The organism is Mucilaginibacter sp., assembly GCF_965201005.1.
GTDB lineage: Bacteria > Bacteroidota > Bacteroidia > Sphingobacteriales > Sphingobacteriaceae > Mucilaginibacter_A.
In genome coordinates this window covers 1,588,233-1,606,436 of sequence record NZ_OZ241747.1, presented here as the reverse complement: position 1 = coordinate 1,606,436, position 18,204 = coordinate 1,588,233, and the positions used below count along the sequence as shown (strand labels likewise).

The following is an 18,204-nucleotide window of genomic DNA, read 5'->3' as shown; positions in this document are numbered from 1 at the left end:
CATGCAAATGAGGGAAAGTAAAGTATTGAGAAAACTGCGCGCCGGCGAAACGGCCAGTTGTTTTAAAGTGAATATTGCGGATGCGGTGTCCACAGAAATTGCTGCCATGAGCGGTTTCGATTGTGTTTGGGTGGATCAGGAACATCTGGCGCAAAACTGGTCGGTTTACAGCGCGCACGTTTGGGCCAGCAAAACACATGATACCGATTTGATGGTGCGCATTCCGCGGGGCAGTTACAGCGATTATGTAAAACCGCTGGAACTGGATGCCACCGGCATTTTGGTGCCGCACGTAATGAGCGTTGCAGATGCCCAAAAAATTATCGAAATAACGCGCTTTTATCCAACCGGCCGCCGCGCAATGGACGGCGGCAGCGCAGATGGCGCTTACACCAATATGGACTTCCAAGAATATCTGAAACAGGCCAACCGCCAACGTTTTGTGGTTTTCCAAATTGAAGATATCGAAGCAATGGACGAGCTGGAAGAAATTGCAAAACTTGATGGTTTTGACATGCTGTTTTTTGGTCCCGGAGATTTTAGCCAGAGTATTGGCGCACCTGGCGACTGGAACAATCCATTATTGCTCGATGCGCGCAAAAAAGTAGCAGAAGTAGCCAAAAAACACGGCAAATTTGCGGCAACTACCGGCGGGATCGGTATGCTGGATGAATTTATAAGTATGGGCTACCAGTTTATAAATGTTGGTGCAGATGTGGTTGGCCTGTCTGCCTATTGCAATAGTTTGATCAGCACTTTTAATCAATCCAAACCGGCAAAGGGCTCTGATTTAGAAGCTTATAAATAATTATGATAAAAAGAGCATTAGGCAAAACCGGCCTGCAGGTATCAGAAGTTGCATTTGGCTGCGCAGAGATTGGTATGCCTTACGGTATAGGCGTGCATTCGGCCAGCGATATGCTTTCTGAAACAGAAGCCATCCGTTTACTACAAACTGCTTTTGCAAAAGGAATCAACTTTTTTGATACGGCCCGCGTTTATGGTTGCAGTGAAAACATCATTGGCAAAGCTTTCAAAGGAAGTCGGCACCAGGTTATTATCGCAACAAAATGCAGCCACTTTTTAGATGCCGACAATAAAATCCCGTCTTGTCAAAAATTAAAAATCAATATTGAATCTTCTTTACGGGAAAGCCTGACCGCGCTGCAAACCGATTATGTGGATATTTTTATGCTGCATCAAGCTGATCCGGAGTTATTAAAACATGATGATGTAAAATCGGTGTTTTCAGAACTAAAATCATCGGGAAAAATCCGTGCGACCGGCGTATCAACTTATACCAATCATCAAACAGCAGCTGCCATAGATGCCCGTTGTTGGGATGTGATACAAATCCCTTTTAATTTGATGGACCAGCGGCAGGCAGAACTGTTTGATCAAGCGCAAAAAAACGGTGTCGGGTTGATCGTGCGTTCGGTTTTATTAAAAGGTTTATTAAGTGATAAAGGCCAAAACCTGCATCCGGCCTTGCGCAAAGTTGAAGAACATTTGCAAAATTATCAGCCTTTGATGCAACAGCTCAAGATTGATCTGGCCACGTTGGCAACCCGTTTTGCATTGTCTTTTCCGCAGGTTTCCGGTGTTTTGATTGGTATCGATCATCCAAAATATTTAAAACAGGCTTTAGAAATTGCCGCAGTAAATTACCTGTCTAAAACAGAACTGCAACAGGCACAGGCGTTGGCTTACCCCGAACCGGAGTTTTTAAATTTGCCAAACTGGGACAAACAAGGCTGGCTCACCTGAATTTTTATACGGTAAAAACAGCATTGCCCAAGCTGGTTTCGGCTGCCGCATACTGTTTTTATCACCCTAAATTTATGTTGATAAAAGAAGCATCAAATAAAACCAAATGATAAAAATTGGCATACTCGGCATGAGTACCGGCAATGCGCATCCGTATTCCTGGTCGGCCATCATAAACGGGCAGTTTGACGCCGCCGAAATCTCCCGCGTTGGTTATCCGGCCGTGGCCGCTTATTTGCAGGCTAACCAAGATACCTTGGGCTTGCCAAATGCCTGTGTTACATGTGTTTGGACGCAGGAACAGGAAGTTTCCAAAAGTATTGCCAAAACTACGGGCATCAAAAATATCGTGCAAACCGCCGAAGAAATGATTGGCCAGGTTGATGCGGTCATCCTTTCGCGCGATGACCCGGAAAACCATGTGGCGATGGCAAAATCTTTTATCGATGCCAATATTCCGATTTTTATTGATAAACCACTGGCGGCAGATCAGGCGGATTTAGATTATTTTTCGCAGGAAAATGCCAAAGGAAAGCTAATTATGTCCTGCTCTTCCATGCGTTATTCGGTTGAGGCACGCAATACGAAGATTGAATTTCCGGCTTTAGGAAAACTGGAACTGATTACCGCGACCGGCAAAAAAGACTGGATAAAATACGGCGTGCACCTGCTGGAAGGTGTCTTTATGTTGCTGGACGATGCCAAACCGATCACCGTAAAACACATTGGCGAAAGCGGGAAAGATATTGTCCACATCACTTTTGAAGGAGGTTTGCAAGTGATCGTAAACCTTTTTATGGAGATTTCGGGCACTTTCCAAATTTCAATTTTTGGGCAGCAAGGCTGGCGGCTGATCGAAATTAAAAACTCATACGCCATGTTCCGCGACAATATCATTGAGTTTGTACGCTCTGTTGAGCAAGGTAAATCCAGGCTTGATTTTTTTAAAACAGAAAATATCATCCGCACGCTGATTGCCGCCAAAGAGAGTTTGCAGCAAGGCGGAAAAACAATCCGGTTATATCATTAACACACTTCGACCTGAAAAAAAATGAATGTAAAAGAACTGTTCAGCCTAAAAAACAAAGTGGTTTTGGTGAGCGGCGGTGCCGGCAATTACGGTAAATGTATCGTGGAAGGCTTGGCCGAAGCAGACGGCAAAGTGATTATCGCTTCGCGAAACCTGAAGAACGCAGAACAGGTTGCAGAAAATTTTCGGGCAAAAGATTTGGACGTACACGCTTTGGGATTAGATCAGGGAGACCATCAATCCGTGTTAAACCTAAAAAAAACAGTTCTCGAAAAATTTGGCAAGCTGGATGTTTTTATCAACAATGCCGTTTCCAGGCCGATGAAAAGTTATGATGATGATATTGCCAGTTTTGCCGAATCCATGCAAGTAAACGCGACCGGTTCGGTGGATATTACGCGGGAATTGGCCGATCTGATTGTGCAAAACGGCGGCGGGAGCATCATCAATATCGGTTCGATGATGGGCATGTTCGGCCCGGACCTTTCCAATTACGAAGGCACCGATATGGGCATTCCGCCGCCGGATTATTTTTTTCATAACGCCGGGCTGATGAATTTCACCAAATATCTGGCGCAGGTGCTGGCCGGTAAAAACGTCCGGGTAAATTGTATTAGTCCGGGTGGGTTGTTCAACAATCAGCCCGAAGCTTTTCTTCAAAATTACTGCAAAAAAGTCCCGCTTAAAAGAATGGCCAATCAGGATGATATCAAAGGTTTGGTAGTGCTGCTTGCTTCGGAAGCGGGAGCTTACATCAACGGGGAAAATATTTTAATGGACGGCGGGTTAAACGCCTAAAAAAGCAATCAAATTGGAAAATTCAGCACAAATTTTAAGTTTAACAGGCAAGCGAATCTGGGTTTTTGGCGGTGCCGGTTATCTCGGCCAGGCAACTATCAATTTACTCATTTCGGCAGGTGCAAAAGTGCTTTGCATCGATATGGAAGATAAAGCAGCGCAATTTATAGCTGCCCAAAACTTGGCAGGTCATGTTCATGCGGCAACTTTAAACGTGCACGATACAGACCTGATCCCGGAATTTATCTCAGCAGAAATTAAAAAATACGGCGTACCGCAAGGTTTGGTCAACCTAACTTATGCTTCAACCGCAAAAAAATTGGAAGATTTGACCGGGGCAGATTTCGATACCGTTAGCCACGGCAGCCTGACTTCGTGTTTTTTGATTTCCAGGGAAGTGGCCACGCACATGGCGGCAAACGGAGGCGGAAGCATGGTTTTGTTTTCGAGCATGTATGGTTCGTTGTCGCCTTACCCGGATGCTTACGAACCGCCGATGACGAAAAACCCGATCGAATATGGCGTTACTAAAGCCGGGATTATCCAGATGGTGCGCTATCTGGCCGTGCATTACGGCAAAAGCAACGTCCGGTTCAACAGTATTTCGCCAGGGCCGTTTCCAAATCCGGCAGTACAAAAAGCTAACCCTGATTTTGTTGAAAGGCTGAACAAAAAAAGCCCGATGGGCAGGGTTGGCAACTCACCGGAAATTGCTGGTTCGGTGGCATTTTTATTGTCGGACGCGGCATCTTACATTACCGGCCAAAACCTGAATGTCGATGGCGGCTGGAACTGCTGGTGAGTGAATAAAAGTATTATAAATGCAAACAAAAGTTGTGAATAAATAAACTTGCGGAAACTACTTTTGAGTATAAGTATAACCGGATTTTTAAAGTTTATGCTGTTTTTATGATACAAAAAGTAAAGGTTGCGCACCCGGACCGTGATCCGGCTTTTGAAACTGGCGCGTATTCGGATGGCGTTTTGATAGATGGTTTTTTATATGTAAGCGGGCAGGCGGCCGTTGATTTTAAAACTTCCAAGTTTGTTTTAGGTACGATTGAAGAAGAAACGCACCGAACCTTAAACAACATCAAAGCCATTGTAACAGCCGCAGGCGGATCAATGGAAAACACCTTAAAATGCACCGTTCATCTGGCTGATATTAACGAGTTTGACCGATATAATGAAGTTTACGCTACTTATTTTCCAGGCATAAAACCAGCACGCACAACAGTGCAATCAGTTTTGGGCGAAGGCATTAAGGTAGAAATCGATTGCATCGTAAAAATCTGATTATGCCTCTACCGGAGCAGTTAAATCCCGCTGAAATAAACGTTGGCGTTGTGGGCTTAGGCTTGATGGGCAGCAGTATTGCTGTTGCCCTGCTGATTGCAGGCCATCCGGTCAAAGCCATTGCACCACTCCCGGAAGAACTGGCCGAAGCCCCAACACGTATTTTAGAACAATTACTACATTGTGAAAAAGCAGGTTTGTTGAAAAATCCCCTTGGATATTACTTAGATCAGTTAACGGTTTCTGCTGATTACAACAACTTGGAAAACTGCATCTTGGTGCTGGAATGTGTAACTGAGCAAGCCGAAATCAAAAAAGAAGTTTACACAAAAATCGCTGCTGCGGTGGCTGATGATACGATTATAGCCAGCAATACTTCGGCAATCCCGATCAGCATTTTGCAAAACTTTGTGCCGCACCCGCAGCGTTTCCTGGGCATCCACTGGGCGGAACCTGCTTTTATGACGCGTTTTCTGGAGATCACCTGCGGGGAACAGACAGACATTAATTTTGCCAACCGTGCTTTTGACCTGGCACATTACTGGGGAAAAGAGCCAACCCTGTTAAAAAAAGACATTCGAGGTTTTGTGACCAACCGTCTGATGTATGCCGTTTACCGGGAAGGGTTAAACCTGGCCGACCAGGGAATAGCCACGATTGAAGATATGGACAAGGCTTTCCGGTATGATGCCGGTTCGTGGATGACTTTGATGGGCATTTTCCGGCGATTGGATTACCTCGGTTTAGAAGACATGGAAACACTGCTTCAAAACATTTTACCTCAATTAAATAATACCGACAGCGTACCGAAAACCATGCAGAAAATGATCGATTTAAAAGCCAAAGGCACACAAAATTCCCATGGTTTTTATAATTATAAAGATGATGAAGCCAAAGAATGGGAGGCCGCTTTTGCAGAATTTAATAAAGATATAGACCGGTTGGCGGCTTTGTACCCATCACAAAACAATACGCACAAAAATAGCTGATACTGTTTTTACCGGTACTTTTTTGCAGGGCCGTCCTCAACCTAAACACAAAAAACATAAATGGAAAACACTGACTATTCCAAGTCGGCAGCCTTGCTGGAACGCGCCAGAAAAGTTATGGCCGGAGGCGTTTCTTCCGAGTTCCGGAAAATGAATTATCCGCACGCCATGTTTTATACGCATGGTAAAGGAAGCCGTATTTATGATGCTGACGGCAACGAATACCTGGATTTCACTCTTAGCCAGGGACCGCTGATTTTAGGCCATTCACATCCTGCTGTTGCAGAAGCGGTTACGGCTTATTCTGCTCAGGGACAGTTGTTTGCCGGGCAGCATATCCGGGAAATTGAACTGGCCGAAAAATTAAATGAACTGATCCCTTCGGCAGAACTGTTGCGTTTTTGTTTGGACGGATCGGAAGCGGTGCACACCGCTTTCCGGGTAGCGCGGGCAAAAACCGGCCGTAAAAAGTTTCTGCGTTTTGAAGGGCATTTCCATGGTTGGCTGGACAATGTTTCCTGGGGTTTGTCCACACCTTCGGCAGAAGCATTGGGCGATAGGGAAAATCCAAATGTTTATCCCTGGAGTGCCGGGTTGCCTGAAAGTACGCGGGAAGAATTTATGATTTTGCCCTGGAACGATTTAGAGCTGGTAAAAACTGTAGTCGCCAGGCATCATCAGGATCTGGCGGCCGTTATTACAGAACCTGTTATGTGTAACAACGGATGTATTTTACCGGCTGAAGGATTTTTACAGGGATTGCGGGAAATTTGCACACAATATAATATTGCCTTGATTTTTGACGAAGTAATTACCGGTTTCCGGCTAGGTTTGGGCGGCGCGCAGGCTTATTTTGGCATCCGCCCAGACATTTCCATATTTGCCAAAGCACTGGCCAGCGGCTACCCGATAAGTGCAATTGTAGGTAAAAAAGATTGGATGGATGTGATCGAACAATCTAAAGTGATTCATGCCGGAACCATGAATTCGAGTAATGCCACCATTGCCGCAGCGTTGACCACCATAAAAGTTTTACAACAGGAAAACCCGTATCCGCGCATGTTTAACTTGGGACAGAAATTGATGCAAGGTTTGCGGGAAGCCGCCGGAAAACATCACCATAAAATGCTGGTACAAGGCCCCGGACCGATGTTTACTATCGCTTTTACAGAACAAACAGAAATTAAAGATTACCGCGATACGTTGATCCCCGATAAACAACTTTTAGGAAAGTTTATAGCCGGAATGCACCGCAAAGGCATCCGGATTATTGGCCGCGGTTTGTGGTATATCAGTGCGGTACATACCGAAGACGACATAAAACAGGCGATAAAAACAGCATCGGAAGTTTTAGCAGAACTGTAAATTATCTATTAAACCAACACCTGATCAGCATAGATTTTGTTTATGGATTTAAACCACAAAAATCAACATATTTTAGTAGCAGGCGATCATCCAACAGCCTTTAGCCTTTGCGTTTGTTTATTGCAGGCCGGCCATTTGGTAACGCTTTTATGTACCTCTAAAGCCGATGCGTTAAAAAAGATCAACCTGCATATCAGCGATTCAAATAAAAACGAAGGCAGGCTGATCACTACAGGAAATTTGAACATAACAAGCATAATTGGCAATGCTGTTGCTTTTGACATCGCCATCGCCATCACCGCTGAAAATATAGTGGTAAAAGAAGCATTGATCCGGGAACTGGAAAGCAAGCTGCCCGATGATACGCTGATTGCCATCAACACAGAAAGTTTTACGCTGAGTGCTTTACAGCAACACGCCCAACATCCGGAAAGATTGATCGGTGCCAACTGGACAGAACCTGCCCACACTACTTTTTTCCTCGAAATCATTACCAATTCTTTTACAGATATTAAACTGGCACATCAGTTTTATCAAACTGCAAAATTATGCTGGCAAAAAGATCCATATATTTTAAAAAGAAACCGCGGCATCCGCTCTAAAATGATGATGGCTTTAATGAGGGAGGCTTTCTATTTAATTGAAAATGAATATGTTACCATAGAAGATATTGACCGCGCCTGCCGTAACGATGCCGGTTATTATTTGCCTTTTGCAGGTAATTTCAGGTATATGGATTTAATGGGGACTTATATGTACGGCATTGTGATGCAGGATTTGAACCCCGAACTTTCAAAAGATACGCATATCCCGCAATTTTGCCTGGACATTGTCTATCAGGCTGAAAAAGGAATGAAAACCGGTAAAGGATTTTACGATTATACGCCTGAAGAAGCAGCCGGATGGGAAGCAGCTTTTCGGAAATTCAGTTATCAGATCAGGGAAATCATCAGTAAATATCCATTTAACCATCAACCCAAAACCAAAGCGGTTATTCCTGTAGTTTTGCCATGAAAAAACCATTCCTAATTGATGCGCACCTGGATTTGGCCATGAACGCCATCGAATGGAACCGCGATTTAACCCGGCCGTTGAGCGAAATCCGATTGCAGGAAATGCACTTGAAAGACAAAAACGACCGTGGCCGCGGTACCGTTTGCCTGCCCGAATTACGTAAAGGCCGCGTCGGACTGGTCATTGCCACACAACTTTCCCGCTGTACTTCTTTTGGCATGTCTATATCCGGATGGAATTCGCCGCAGCAGGCCTGGGCCATGACGCAGGCACAATTGGCCTGGTACCGCGAAATGGAAGCATTGAGCGAAATGGTACAGATTACCACAGGAATTGGTTTAGACAATCATCTGGCTTTGTGGGAAAACGCCGAAATTTCGGACGAGGACAAGCCGATTGGTTATATTTTAAGTTTGGAAGGCGCAGATTCCTTAGTCAATATTTCTTACCTCGAAAAAGCATACAACTACGGCTTGCGCGCGGTAGGATTATCACATTTCGGGGCGGGCAGATACGCGCCGGGAACCAAAATGGAAGGCCCGATTTTGCCATCGGGGTTTGAACTGCTAAAAGAAATGGACAGCTTGAATATGGTGCTTGATGTTACCCATTTAACAGACGAAGGTTTTATCCAAGCTTTAAATACGTTTAAAGGCCCGGTTTGGGCAAGCCACCACAACGTGCGTAAAATTGCGCCAACCCAACGCCAATTAACGGATGAAAACATTAAAATGCTGATTGAACGCGATGCCGTGATCGGCGGTATGCTGGATTGCTGGGCGATGGACACGCGTTTTATCGATGCCGTTTCCGACCCATGGCAGCTAAATATCCGCATGGAAAACCTGGTTGATCACTGGGACCATATTTGCCAGCTTGCCGGCAACAGTTTACATGTAGCCATCGGAAGTGATCTGGACGGAAATTTCGGCACGGAACAATCGCCCTGGGATTTAGATTCGATTGCGGACCTGCAAACATATCAGCAGATTTTGACTAAACGCGGTTATACCGAACAGGATATCGAAAATATTTTTAGTAAAAACTGGCTTCGGCTTTTCAGGAAAGTTTTAAACTGATAAATAACCGATGCGTTTTTATATTTTCAGGGAGAAAATAACATGCTTCTTTTATCAACTAAAAATTGGTATTCGCATTCAGTTTTTATCAATCCAAAACTAAACCTTTACCATTTTTTTGGTGATAAAAGAAGCATTGCAAACGCATCAGATAAAAATTAAACAGGCCCGAAAATTATATTTCTTTTATGCAGGAAAAAATCAAAGCCGGAGCTTCAAAAGTAAATATCACCCCTCCGCTGGGCACATTGATCAACGGGGATTTTATCACCCATTATGCTACCGATATTCACGATAACCTTTTTGCAAAAGCATTGGTTTTGCAAAGCGGAAATATCACTGTTGCTATTTGTGTGGTGGATATTTGTGCGATGCGGCGTGAGTTTTTGGATGAAGTGAAACAATTGGTACAGCGGCAAACCGGTATTTTGCCGCAAAATATGTTGATTTCCAGCACACATACACATGCTTCAGGTTCGATAGAAAGCTTGCTGCTGGGCAATGCAGATTTGCCTTATCGCGAAAAATTACCTGCGTTGATTGTTCAGGCAATTGTGCAGGCGTGGCAAAACCTGGTCAACGCAAAAATCGGTTTCGGCAGCGTTGATGTACCTGAATATGTTTTGTGCCGCCGTTACCGGATGAAAGATGGTTACGAAGCTAAAAATCCGGTCACCGACGGTTTGGACCAGGTTAAAACAAATCCTTTTGGTGCTGAAGGTCAGATCATTGCGCCGGTATCGAAACCGGATGCGCAATTGTGCTACCTTGCTGTTAAAAACGAAAATGACGTATGGCTGGGCATCCTCGGAAATTATTCCATGCATTATGTGGGCGATTGGCAAAGCGGTACGATCAGTTCGGACTATTTTGGTGAATTTTCCGATCAGCTTAAAGAAAAACTTAAAGCTGGTGACAGTTTTGTGGGAATGCTGAGCAACGGCACCAGCGGCGACGCCAACATTTGGGATTTTTTGAACAGCAATCGCTTCCCAAAAGAAAACTTTGAAAAAAGCCGTTTGATAGGCGGAAATCTGGCCGAAAAAGTTTTTCAATCGGTTCAGCAGATCAACTGGCAAACGGAGCTTCTTTTATTGGTACAATATGAAGATGTGCCGATCAGGACCCGCAAACCGGACGCGGCAATGCTTGCTTCGGCCAAAAAAATTGTGGCAAATAGCAATTATGAACAGCTGCAGGGGATTGATTACGAAACCATGCGAAAAGTTTATGCCCGCGAACTGGTTTTGCTGAACGAATTTCCGGATACAATTATGTTTCCGGTACAAGCTTTTAAGATCGGGGACGTGGTGATCGGTGGCCTGGGCGGAGAGTTTTTTGCCGAAACCGGTTTGACTTTAAAAGATAAAAACCAGCACTATTTTACCATCACTTTGGCCAATGGATATGTTGGTTATGTTTGCCCTGAACACGAAATTGAACGTGGCGGTTACGAAACCTGGTTGTGCCGGACCAGTTGTTTAGAAGTTGCCGCCGAGGAAATCATCCAAAAACAGTTGTCAGAATTGATCGGCAAGTTTTAACTACTTGTTTAAATTTTAGTCGACAAATTTACAATGCTTCTTTTATGCCATAAATTTTGGTTTTTCAATGGTCATCAACAGAAAAACACATTCAAAAAAACCACCAAATTTTAGGTGATAAAAGAAGCATTTACAAATCTTTTCGATAAAAATCAAATAGGCTTTGAGCCGATGCTGTTTTTATCGGCATAAAAACAGCATCGCAGCTCTGCTTTTAAATCAATCGTTCAAATGTTCGGTGTGCAACAGTTTGCGGTAATCGCTCGGTGTAGTGTTTTTGATCTTTTTGAACTGGCGGTTAAAATTGGCCAGGTTGTTAAAACCGCACTCGTAAGCCACTTCTACAATGTTGTTTTTGTCATCGGCCAGTAATTTGCACGCGTGGCCAATGCGCACCGTGTTTAAATATTCCACAAAAGTTAGCCGGAACTGGTCTTTAAAATAATTGCAAAAAGCCGTTAAACCCATGTTGGCCACAGATGCAGCATCGGGCAGGTTGATGTCTTTATTAAAGTTTTGCATGATGTATTCCGTGATTTTTTTGAACCTTCCCGGGGATTCGTACTGAAAACTTTGGATAAACTGCGGGCTGGCCAGCAACTCGTATTCGGAAGTGTAAGACAGGATTTCAAAGATGCCAAGCAATGCCGATAACCGCTGGATCCCGTTCATGGGCAGCATGTCCTGCATCAGCCGGATAATTTTTTTTCTGGTATTTCCTTTCAGCACCATGCCCCTTTCCGAAGTTTTTAGAAAGCGGCGGAAGTTGCCCAGTTCCGGGATATCCAAAAATTTATCCCCTAAAAAGTGTTCTACAAACTGGATCACAATCGCATCGGCGGGGTAATTGGCCTCTCCTTTTAAAAACATCTGATCGTTTACCCAAACATGCGGCAGGCGCGAACCCATAAACACCAGGTCATCCTCTTCAAAATAACCGATATGATCGCCAACCATGCGCCTGCCGGTACTTTTGTTTACCAGCACCAGCTCATATTCGGGGTGATAATGCCACGGGGCCGGAAAAAATTTTCCTTTTTCCTGAAAAACAATGAATGATTTGTCGAACTCCTGCGGCAACCGGGCTTCAATAATTTTCATGCCCTCAATTTACAATTAAAAAAATATTATAGAATAAGCAGCACATTCAAATTTGAAAAATAGTATCACAAATACAAACAAAAATAGCAACATATTGAATTTTGCCCAACTACATTTGGTACACCGGGCACGCGATGCTTTTGGCCGTACCGCATTATCAATCACACTTTTAATCGTTTGCATATGATCTCTGAAATTTTACGCTTTCAAATTTTTAGGAAAAAACTGCCGCTGCTTATGGTGATGCTGTTTTTATCGGGTATTTTATCTGCACAGGAACTGATTAGGGTTTCCGGTACAGTGCGGGACAAGCAGGACCAGCCGCTTATTGGTGTAACCGTAAAAGTTAAAGGCGGAACCACCGGCGTTGTAACTGATACGGACGGGAAATACAGTATTTCTGCCGGCAGCAATGCAATTTTAGTTTACAGCTATATTGGTTTTAAACCGATTGAGCAAGCCATAAACGGCCGTACTGTTATTAATTTGACCCTGGATGATGATGCAACCAAGCTTTCTGAAGTGGTTGTGGTAGGTTATGGTTCGCAATCCAGGGCAACGGTAACAACCTCTATTGCTAAATTAGATAACAAAGTGTTGGAAAATATTCCTTACGCCAACGTAACAACCGCCATGCAAGGTACATTGTCCGGTGTGCGGGTACAAACCACAACCGGCCAGCCGGGCGCAGCGGCACGCGTTATTATCCGTGGCGGAACATCCATCAACAACCCTAATTCCGGCGGCCCTTTGTATGTGGTAGATGGTATCCAGCGGTACGACATCAACGACATCAGTTCTGAAGATATTGAGAGTTTACAGGTGTTAAAAGATGCAGCAGCAACGTCGATTTACGGTTCGCGGGCATCCAACGGTGTGGTAATTGTAACTACCAAAACCGGCAAATCCGGCAGAACAAGTATTGCTTATAACTATGATTTAACTGTTGGTGATGTAAATAAAACCTATAATATGGCCAATGCAAGTAGCTATTTATATTATGGCCGCTTGGGTTTGCAGCAGGCATTGACCAATGGTTACATCACCCAGGCAACATTTAACGCACGTGCAAACGGGGCCACCAGTTTGGGCATTGGTAATGATTTAACAAATAATACCGCGTTTTCAACCCAGCTTTTAACAGATGCCAACCGCTATAAATTAAACCAAGGCTGGCAAAGTATGCAGGATCCGTTGGATGCGTCCAGAACACTGCTTTACAGCCAAACCAACTGGAACGATGTGTTGTATCAAACAGCTGTTTCTAACAACCACCATGTTAATTTTTCCGGCGGAAGCGATAAAGCAACTTTTAACGCCGGTATCGGTTACATGAACAGTAACGGTACGGTTATCACTACAAAATACGACCGCTTATCGTTTAATTTGAACGGATCTTACCAGATTAAAGATAATATCAATGTTTTTGGCCGGGTTTATTATACCAACTCTACCAGTAATACGGCCTATCTGGCAGATCAGTTGGTGTTTTTACGTTATGCCGGATTACCGGCCACTGCAAAATACACTTTTGAAGACGGCACGTTAGCACCAGGGCAGCAACAAGGCGTTGGCAACCCGGCTTATCAATTGCCAAATCAGGTTAACAAGTTTGGCAATGAAACTTCAAATTATAGTTTTGGCGGAAAATGGACTATTATAGATGGTTTATCTTTTGACCCGCTGATTTCACTTTACAGGGTCAACAACTCCGGCCGTACTTTCCAGCCATCGTACCAAAACGGCCCGGGCCCGGCCGCATTGATTACCACACGCGTTGCCAGTAATTCTACCATCAGAACAGACCAGTATCAGGTTGATGCACTTCTGAATTATATAAAAGCGATTGGCAATCATCATTTTGAAGCCAAAACCGGTTTATCTTATTACACCAGGACAATAAACAATTTTGCTGTGACCGGCCAGGGTGCCTCAACAGATTTAATCCCTACATTAAACGCTTCTTCAACATTTACCAACGTAACAAATACGATAACCAGATTAAACTTGCCGGGTTACATCGGTAGGATAAATTATGATTATGGCCAGAAATACCTGCTGACTTTTAACGGCCGTTATGACGGGTCTTCTAACCTGGGGACTAATTATCGCTGGGGATTTTTTCCGGGAATATCAGCCGGTTGGGTGATTAACAAAGAAAAATTCTGGGATGCGTTGCCGGCGGATTTATTAAGTGTCAAACTCCGCGCAAGCTATGGTGTAAATGGCAATATCGGTGCCAACGGATTGCTGTCTGACTACCAGGCACAGGGGGAATACGCCGTGCCTACCACAACCGGCCAGCAAAGATATAACGGTACAGTTGGCATTGTGCCCACAACCATACCTAATGCAGAACTGAAATGGGAACGTACCAGGACTGTGGATGTAGGCGCAGATATTGGGTTGATCAAGAACAGGGTTTCCTTTTTGTTCGATTATTACCGCAAAGTAACGGATGACCTGATCACTACCCTTACGCCGCCGCAATCTACAGGATATTCTGCCATTTTAACTAATTTGGGCAGCCTTGAAAACAAAGGGTTTGAGTTTGAGGTAAACGCCAATATTTTGCCTTCCACATCAAAAGTTACCTGGAATGCTTCTTTTAATGCCTCAAAAAATGCTTACAAAATTTTGCGCTTGCCGCCAACAGGTGTTCCCGGAAACAGACAAGGTGGCCTGCAGGTTTACGATCCGCAATCAAAATCTTACATTTATGTAGCCGCAAACAATGGTTTAATTGAAGGTGGCCGTGTAGGGGATATTTACGGTTATAAAGCTTTGGGCATTTACCAAACCGATGCTGATGCAGCAAAAGCCCCTACCGACAACGTAATCGGGGCCGTAAAAACCAAACATGCCGGAGATGTGATCTGGCAGGATACCGATGGCAACGGCATTATTGATACGCGCGACAAAGTTTACCTCGGCAACCCGTTCCCGAAATGGACCGGCGGTTTTGCCAATACCATAAGCTACAAAAATTTAAGTCTTTATTGCAGGTTAGACTTTAGTACCGGATACAGTATTTTTAATTATTCCAGGGCATTTTTAGACGGAAATTATGGAGGCGACATCGCCCCAACCCAGGATTATCTGAACCAAAGCTGGAAACAGACCGGAGACAATACCAACATCCCGAAATACAACCCTTCTGATGCTTCTTCTGCCCAGAATATTTTAAGAGGAAATGCAGTGACCGGCATCAGCAGCCAATATGTAGAAAAAGGTGATTATCTGGCCATTCGGGAACTTACTTTAAGCTATTCCATACCGGCTTCGCTATTGAAAAAAATAAAAATCAGCGGCTTGAGGTTTAATGTTTCCGGCAACAACCTGCATTATTTTACCAACTATAAAGGCTTAAACCCGGAAGATGGCGGTTTTACCACCAGTTCCAGTTTACGCGGTGATTATGGCCGCTATCCGGTTGCCCGCAGTATTATTTTTGGTGCAAACGTTACCTTTTAATCCTTACAATCATGAACAAACTGTATAAAAAACTATATCCGGTACTGGCCGCAATCATCACTTTAACTTCTTGCAACAAAACGTTGGACACGGCACCGATCAGCAGTATTTCCAGCGCATCTTTCCTTAAAACAGAAAACGATGTAAAGGCTGCAAATACCGGCATGTATATTTTGCTGCGCAACGAAACAAGCTTCAACAGCTTTGCTTTAGGCGAGTTAAGAGGGGAAACCGTGGCTCAGGGGCTGGCCGGAACAGGTGGCTACGACCGCTACTACAACAATACGCTCACGCCTGATATTGCCACGCCGCAAATTACCTGGGTCAACTATTTTAGGGTGATAAACGAAGCAAACCTCATCATCAAGTATGCACCGTCGGCCACGTTTACAACCGAAGCCAGCCGCAATGATTACCTGGCACAGGCATACACTATGCGGGCATACGTTTATTTTTTAATGACCAGGACCTGGGGCGATTTGCCCATCAGAACATTGGGTTTAGAATCTTACGATTACAACACCGTGCAAATTGCAAAATCCCCGCAAACGGATGTTGTTGCCTTGATCAAAGCGGACATCAACAAAGCCGTGACCCTTTTTTCGGCAAATACTTTTCAAACGGGCAGAAACCTGTGGTCTAAACCTGCAGCCAACGCCTTAAAAGCAAATATTTATCTGTGGACTTCCAAACGCATGAACGGCGGAACGGCCGACGCGCAAACAGCACTTGATGCCTGCAACGCCGCCCAAACTGCTGATGTATCTTTGTTGCCCTCTTTTCCAAGCATTTTTGATTATGCAAATAAGGGCAACAAGGAAGTGCTGATGGCCGTAAACTATAATTATACAGAATCGGTTGACAACTACTTTTTTAACGGTTATTTGCCGGTAACCACTGCTTTTGCCGCCAATGTAGATCCGGCTGCAAAAGCGGCTGTCGGGCAATTGGGCGGCAACAATATCTGGTCGCCTTCGGCATTAGTCCGTAACCAGTTCACCACGGACGACCAACGCCGTGCAGCCACTTTTATCGAAATAAACAACATTAACGCAACAACCGGTGCCAAAACATTTTATGCTGCCGTGATCAACAAAAACGTTGGCACCGTGGTAAGTGGCACGCGTTATTTTGCGGGCGATATTATCCTTTACCGGTATGCTGATGTGTTGCTGATGAAAGCGGAAGCCGAAAACGCGTTAGGCCAAAACCCGTCGGCAGAAATTAACTTAGTACGCCAGCGTGCTTATGGCGCGGCATACAACACACACATTTTTGTGAACGGGACAAAAGAAACCAATGACAATGCCATTTTAAAAGAGCGTTTGTTTGAGCTGGCTTATGAAGGTAAACGCTGGTTTGACTTGGTACGTTTCGGCAAAGCGTTTGATTTGGTGCCTTCTTTACAAGCTAAAAAAGGCCAGGATTATTTGTTGCTGCACCCAATCAACGTCCTTACTTTGAGTTTGGAACCGATGGTCACGCAAAATCCGGGTTATTAAATTTTATGCAGTTGTGATTATTTATAATTGATGCTTCTTTTATTAGCCTAAATTTATCCTGGTAAAAGAAGCATACATCAACTCAAAATGAATTTGAACAACCACATCAAGCCTGTAATATTGTTACTATTGGTTTTGATGAACCATTCGGCCTTCGCCCAAAAGCAAACGAACTTTAAATGGTGGAATCCTGCCAAAAGCAACGTTTATACAATCGAAGGGCAAGCATGGCCAAAGGAAGTTGCAGCACCTTATGACCGCTTGCCGGCCCGTGCAGAAAAAACAATAAGCCCGGAAGTCTGGAAGTTGTCAAAGCAATCGGCAGGCTTGGTTGTCCGGTTCAAAACCAATGCCTCCTCCATCACTGTCCGTTATCAGGTTGATGGTGCTTTGGCTCTGCCGCACATGCCTGCAACTGGCGTAAGCGGAGTTGATTTGTACGGCGTTGACAATAGCGGAAACTATTTGTGGTGCGCCGGTAAATATGCTTTTAAAGATACCATCGAATACAAGTTTACCGACCTTGAACCCCAAAAAAAGGACGCTAAAAACAGTATCGGATACCGGCTTTACCTGCCGCTTTACAACAGTGTAAAATGGCTGGAAATTGGCGTACCGGACAGTAACCTGATTGAGACGTTTGCCCCGGGAAAAGTTAAACCGGTAGTGGTTTACGGCACTTCTATTGCCCAGGGTGCCTGTGCCTCACGGCCGGGCATGTGCTGGACTTCCATCCTTTCGCGCAAACTTGCCCTGCCGTTGATCAACCTGGGTTTTTCGGGAACCGGCCGCCTGGAAAAAGAAGTCTTGAACCTGGTAAATGAGGTTGATGCCAGCGTTTACGTACTTGATTGTTTGCCGAATCTGATCGGTGGAAAAAACATGTTTACACAATCCGAAATTTATGATCGGTTGGTTAACGCCGTCAAGCAAATCCGTGTAAAACACCCAAATACACCGATTATTTTGACAGATCATTTTGGTTATACTGATGGCCTGATCAACCCTGTAAAACGTGCCGCTTACCTGGCTGTCAATCAAACCAACCACCGCGCTTTTAAGGATTTACAAACACTGGGCATCAAAAATTTAAACCTGTTGCCGATGGAAAACCTGCAGCAGGACATGGACACCTCGGTTGATGGCATACACCCGACGGATTTGGGCATGATGCGTTATGCCGAAGCTTATCAACAACTGCTAAGCAAAATCTTACCTAAAAAACATCGATAAAAACAGCATCGC

General features: G+C 44.4%; 15 protein-coding genes. 14 read left to right on the top strand and 1 reads right to left on the bottom strand.

Features of this window, described 5'->3' with window-relative positions:
- The first annotated feature begins 1 nt into the window (after position 1).
- The 11 genes from ACOFKR_RS07400 to ACOFKR_RS07350 all read left to right on the top strand — a co-directional run bounded on the left by ACOFKR_RS07400 (position 2) and on the right by ACOFKR_RS07350 (position 10,882).
- Positions 2–808, top strand: coding sequence for an HpcH/HpaI aldolase family protein (locus ACOFKR_RS07400; RefSeq protein ID WP_419803382.1), 807 nt, complete (start codon positions 2–4; stop codon positions 806–808).
- Positions 809–810: 2 nt separating this feature from the next.
- On the top strand, positions 811–1,767 hold the full coding sequence (locus ACOFKR_RS07395; protein ID WP_419803381.1) for an aldo/keto reductase: 957 nt from the start codon (positions 811–813) through the stop codon (positions 1,765–1,767).
- A 106-nt stretch (positions 1,768–1,873) separates the two neighbouring features.
- Positions 1,874–2,797 carry a Gfo/Idh/MocA family oxidoreductase gene (locus ACOFKR_RS07390; RefSeq protein WP_419803380.1) on the top strand — a complete coding sequence of 308 codons (924 nt, stop codon included), beginning with the start codon at positions 1,874–1,876 and terminating at the stop codon, positions 2,795–2,797.
- A gap of 21 nt (positions 2,798–2,818) precedes the next feature.
- Positions 2,819–3,595, top strand: coding sequence for an SDR family oxidoreductase (locus ACOFKR_RS07385; RefSeq protein ID WP_419803379.1), 777 nt, complete (start codon positions 2,819–2,821; stop codon positions 3,593–3,595).
- 13 nt (positions 3,596–3,608) lie between these two features.
- On the top strand, positions 3,609–4,397 hold the full coding sequence (locus tag ACOFKR_RS07380; protein ID WP_419803378.1) for an SDR family oxidoreductase: 789 nt from the start codon (positions 3,609–3,611) through the stop codon (positions 4,395–4,397).
- A gap of 107 nt (positions 4,398–4,504) precedes the next feature.
- Positions 4,505–4,891 carry a RidA family protein gene (locus ACOFKR_RS07375; RefSeq protein ID WP_419803377.1) on the top strand — a complete coding sequence of 129 codons (387 nt, stop codon included), beginning with the start codon at positions 4,505–4,507 and terminating at the stop codon, positions 4,889–4,891.
- Between the two features lie 2 nt (positions 4,892–4,893).
- Positions 4,894–5,880, top strand: a complete 987-nt coding sequence (locus ACOFKR_RS07370) for a 3-hydroxyacyl-CoA dehydrogenase family protein (protein WP_419803376.1) — start codon at positions 4,894–4,896, stop codon at positions 5,878–5,880.
- A gap of 60 nt (positions 5,881–5,940) precedes the next feature.
- Positions 5,941–7,245: an aspartate aminotransferase family protein gene (locus tag ACOFKR_RS07365; RefSeq protein WP_419803375.1), complete on the top strand. Its 1,305-nt coding sequence runs from the start codon at positions 5,941–5,943 to the stop codon at positions 7,243–7,245.
- Between the two features lie 42 nt (positions 7,246–7,287).
- Positions 7,288–8,259, top strand: a complete 972-nt coding sequence (locus ACOFKR_RS07360; RefSeq protein ID WP_419803374.1) for a 3-hydroxyacyl-CoA dehydrogenase NAD-binding domain-containing protein — start codon at positions 7,288–7,290, stop codon at positions 8,257–8,259.
- The gene (locus ACOFKR_RS07355; protein WP_419803373.1) at positions 8,256–9,338 is read left to right on the top strand and encodes a dipeptidase; all 1,083 of its coding nucleotides are present in this window, start codon (positions 8,256–8,258) and stop codon (positions 9,336–9,338) included. Before ACOFKR_RS07360 ends, ACOFKR_RS07355 begins: the two co-directional genes overlap by 4 nt.
- A gap of 188 nt (positions 9,339–9,526) precedes the next feature.
- A complete protein-coding gene (locus tag ACOFKR_RS07350) occupies positions 9,527–10,882 on the top strand; it encodes a hypothetical protein (RefSeq protein WP_419803372.1) in 1,356 nt (451 codons plus the stop codon).
- 219 nt (positions 10,883–11,101) lie between these two features.
- On the opposite strand, the gene ACOFKR_RS07345 is transcribed toward ACOFKR_RS07350, so the two are convergent.
- A complete protein-coding gene (locus tag ACOFKR_RS07345) occupies positions 11,102–11,983 on the bottom strand; it encodes an AraC family transcriptional regulator (RefSeq protein WP_419803371.1) in 882 nt (293 codons plus the stop codon).
- 183 nt (positions 11,984–12,166) lie between these two features.
- Here ACOFKR_RS07345 and ACOFKR_RS07340 point away from each other — a divergent pair, with 183 nt between their 5' ends.
- The 3 genes from ACOFKR_RS07340 (at position 12,167) to ACOFKR_RS07330 (ending at position 18,192) form a co-directional block, all read left to right on the top strand.
- A complete protein-coding gene (locus tag ACOFKR_RS07340; protein ID WP_419803370.1) occupies positions 12,167–15,457 on the top strand; it encodes a SusC/RagA family TonB-linked outer membrane protein in 3,291 nt (1,096 codons plus the stop codon).
- 11 nt (positions 15,458–15,468) lie between these two features.
- Positions 15,469–16,959: a RagB/SusD family nutrient uptake outer membrane protein gene (locus ACOFKR_RS07335; protein WP_419803369.1), complete on the top strand. Its 1,491-nt coding sequence runs from the start codon at positions 15,469–15,471 to the stop codon at positions 16,957–16,959.
- Between the two features lie 87 nt (positions 16,960–17,046).
- Positions 17,047–18,192, top strand: coding sequence for an SGNH/GDSL hydrolase family protein (locus tag ACOFKR_RS07330; protein ID WP_419803368.1), 1,146 nt, complete (start codon positions 17,047–17,049; stop codon positions 18,190–18,192).
- Positions 18,193–18,204: the final 12 nt, after the last annotated feature.

Excerpts from the sequence above, each read along its gene's own strand:
- ACOFKR_RS07355 (WP_419803373.1), top strand. The coding sequence starts at position 8,256 with ATGAAAAAACCATTCCTAATTGATGCGCACCTGGATTTGGCCATGAAC.
- ACOFKR_RS07385 (WP_419803379.1), top strand. The coding sequence starts at position 2,819 with ATGAATGTAAAAGAACTGTTCAGCCTAAAAAACAAAGTGGTTTTGGTG.
- ACOFKR_RS07390 (WP_419803380.1), top strand. The coding sequence starts at position 1,874 with ATGATAAAAATTGGCATACTCGGCATGAGTACCGGCAATGCGCATCCG.
- ACOFKR_RS07330 (WP_419803368.1), top strand. The coding sequence starts at position 17,047 with ATGAATTTGAACAACCACATCAAGCCTGTAATATTGTTACTATTGGTT.
- ACOFKR_RS07350 (WP_419803372.1), top strand. The coding sequence starts at position 9,527 with ATGCAGGAAAAAATCAAAGCCGGAGCTTCAAAAGTAAATATCACCCCT.
- ACOFKR_RS07400 (WP_419803382.1), top strand. The coding sequence starts at position 2 with ATGCAAATGAGGGAAAGTAAAGTATTGAGAAAACTGCGCGCCGGCGAA.
- ACOFKR_RS07375 (WP_419803377.1), top strand. The coding sequence starts at position 4,505 with ATGATACAAAAAGTAAAGGTTGCGCACCCGGACCGTGATCCGGCTTTT.
- ACOFKR_RS07335 (WP_419803369.1), top strand. The coding sequence starts at position 15,469 with ATGAACAAACTGTATAAAAAACTATATCCGGTACTGGCCGCAATCATC.
- ACOFKR_RS07340 (WP_419803370.1), top strand. The coding sequence starts at position 12,167 with ATGATCTCTGAAATTTTACGCTTTCAAATTTTTAGGAAAAAACTGCCG.
- ACOFKR_RS07365 (WP_419803375.1), top strand. The coding sequence starts at position 5,941 with ATGGAAAACACTGACTATTCCAAGTCGGCAGCCTTGCTGGAACGCGCC.
- ACOFKR_RS07370 (WP_419803376.1), top strand. The coding sequence starts at position 4,894 with ATGCCTCTACCGGAGCAGTTAAATCCCGCTGAAATAAACGTTGGCGTT.
- ACOFKR_RS07395 (WP_419803381.1), top strand. The coding sequence starts at position 811 with ATGATAAAAAGAGCATTAGGCAAAACCGGCCTGCAGGTATCAGAAGTT.
- ACOFKR_RS07360 (WP_419803374.1), top strand. The coding sequence starts at position 7,288 with ATGGATTTAAACCACAAAAATCAACATATTTTAGTAGCAGGCGATCAT.
- ACOFKR_RS07345 (WP_419803371.1), bottom strand. The coding sequence starts at position 11,983 with ATGAAAATTATTGAAGCCCGGTTGCCGCAGGAGTTCGACAAATCATTC.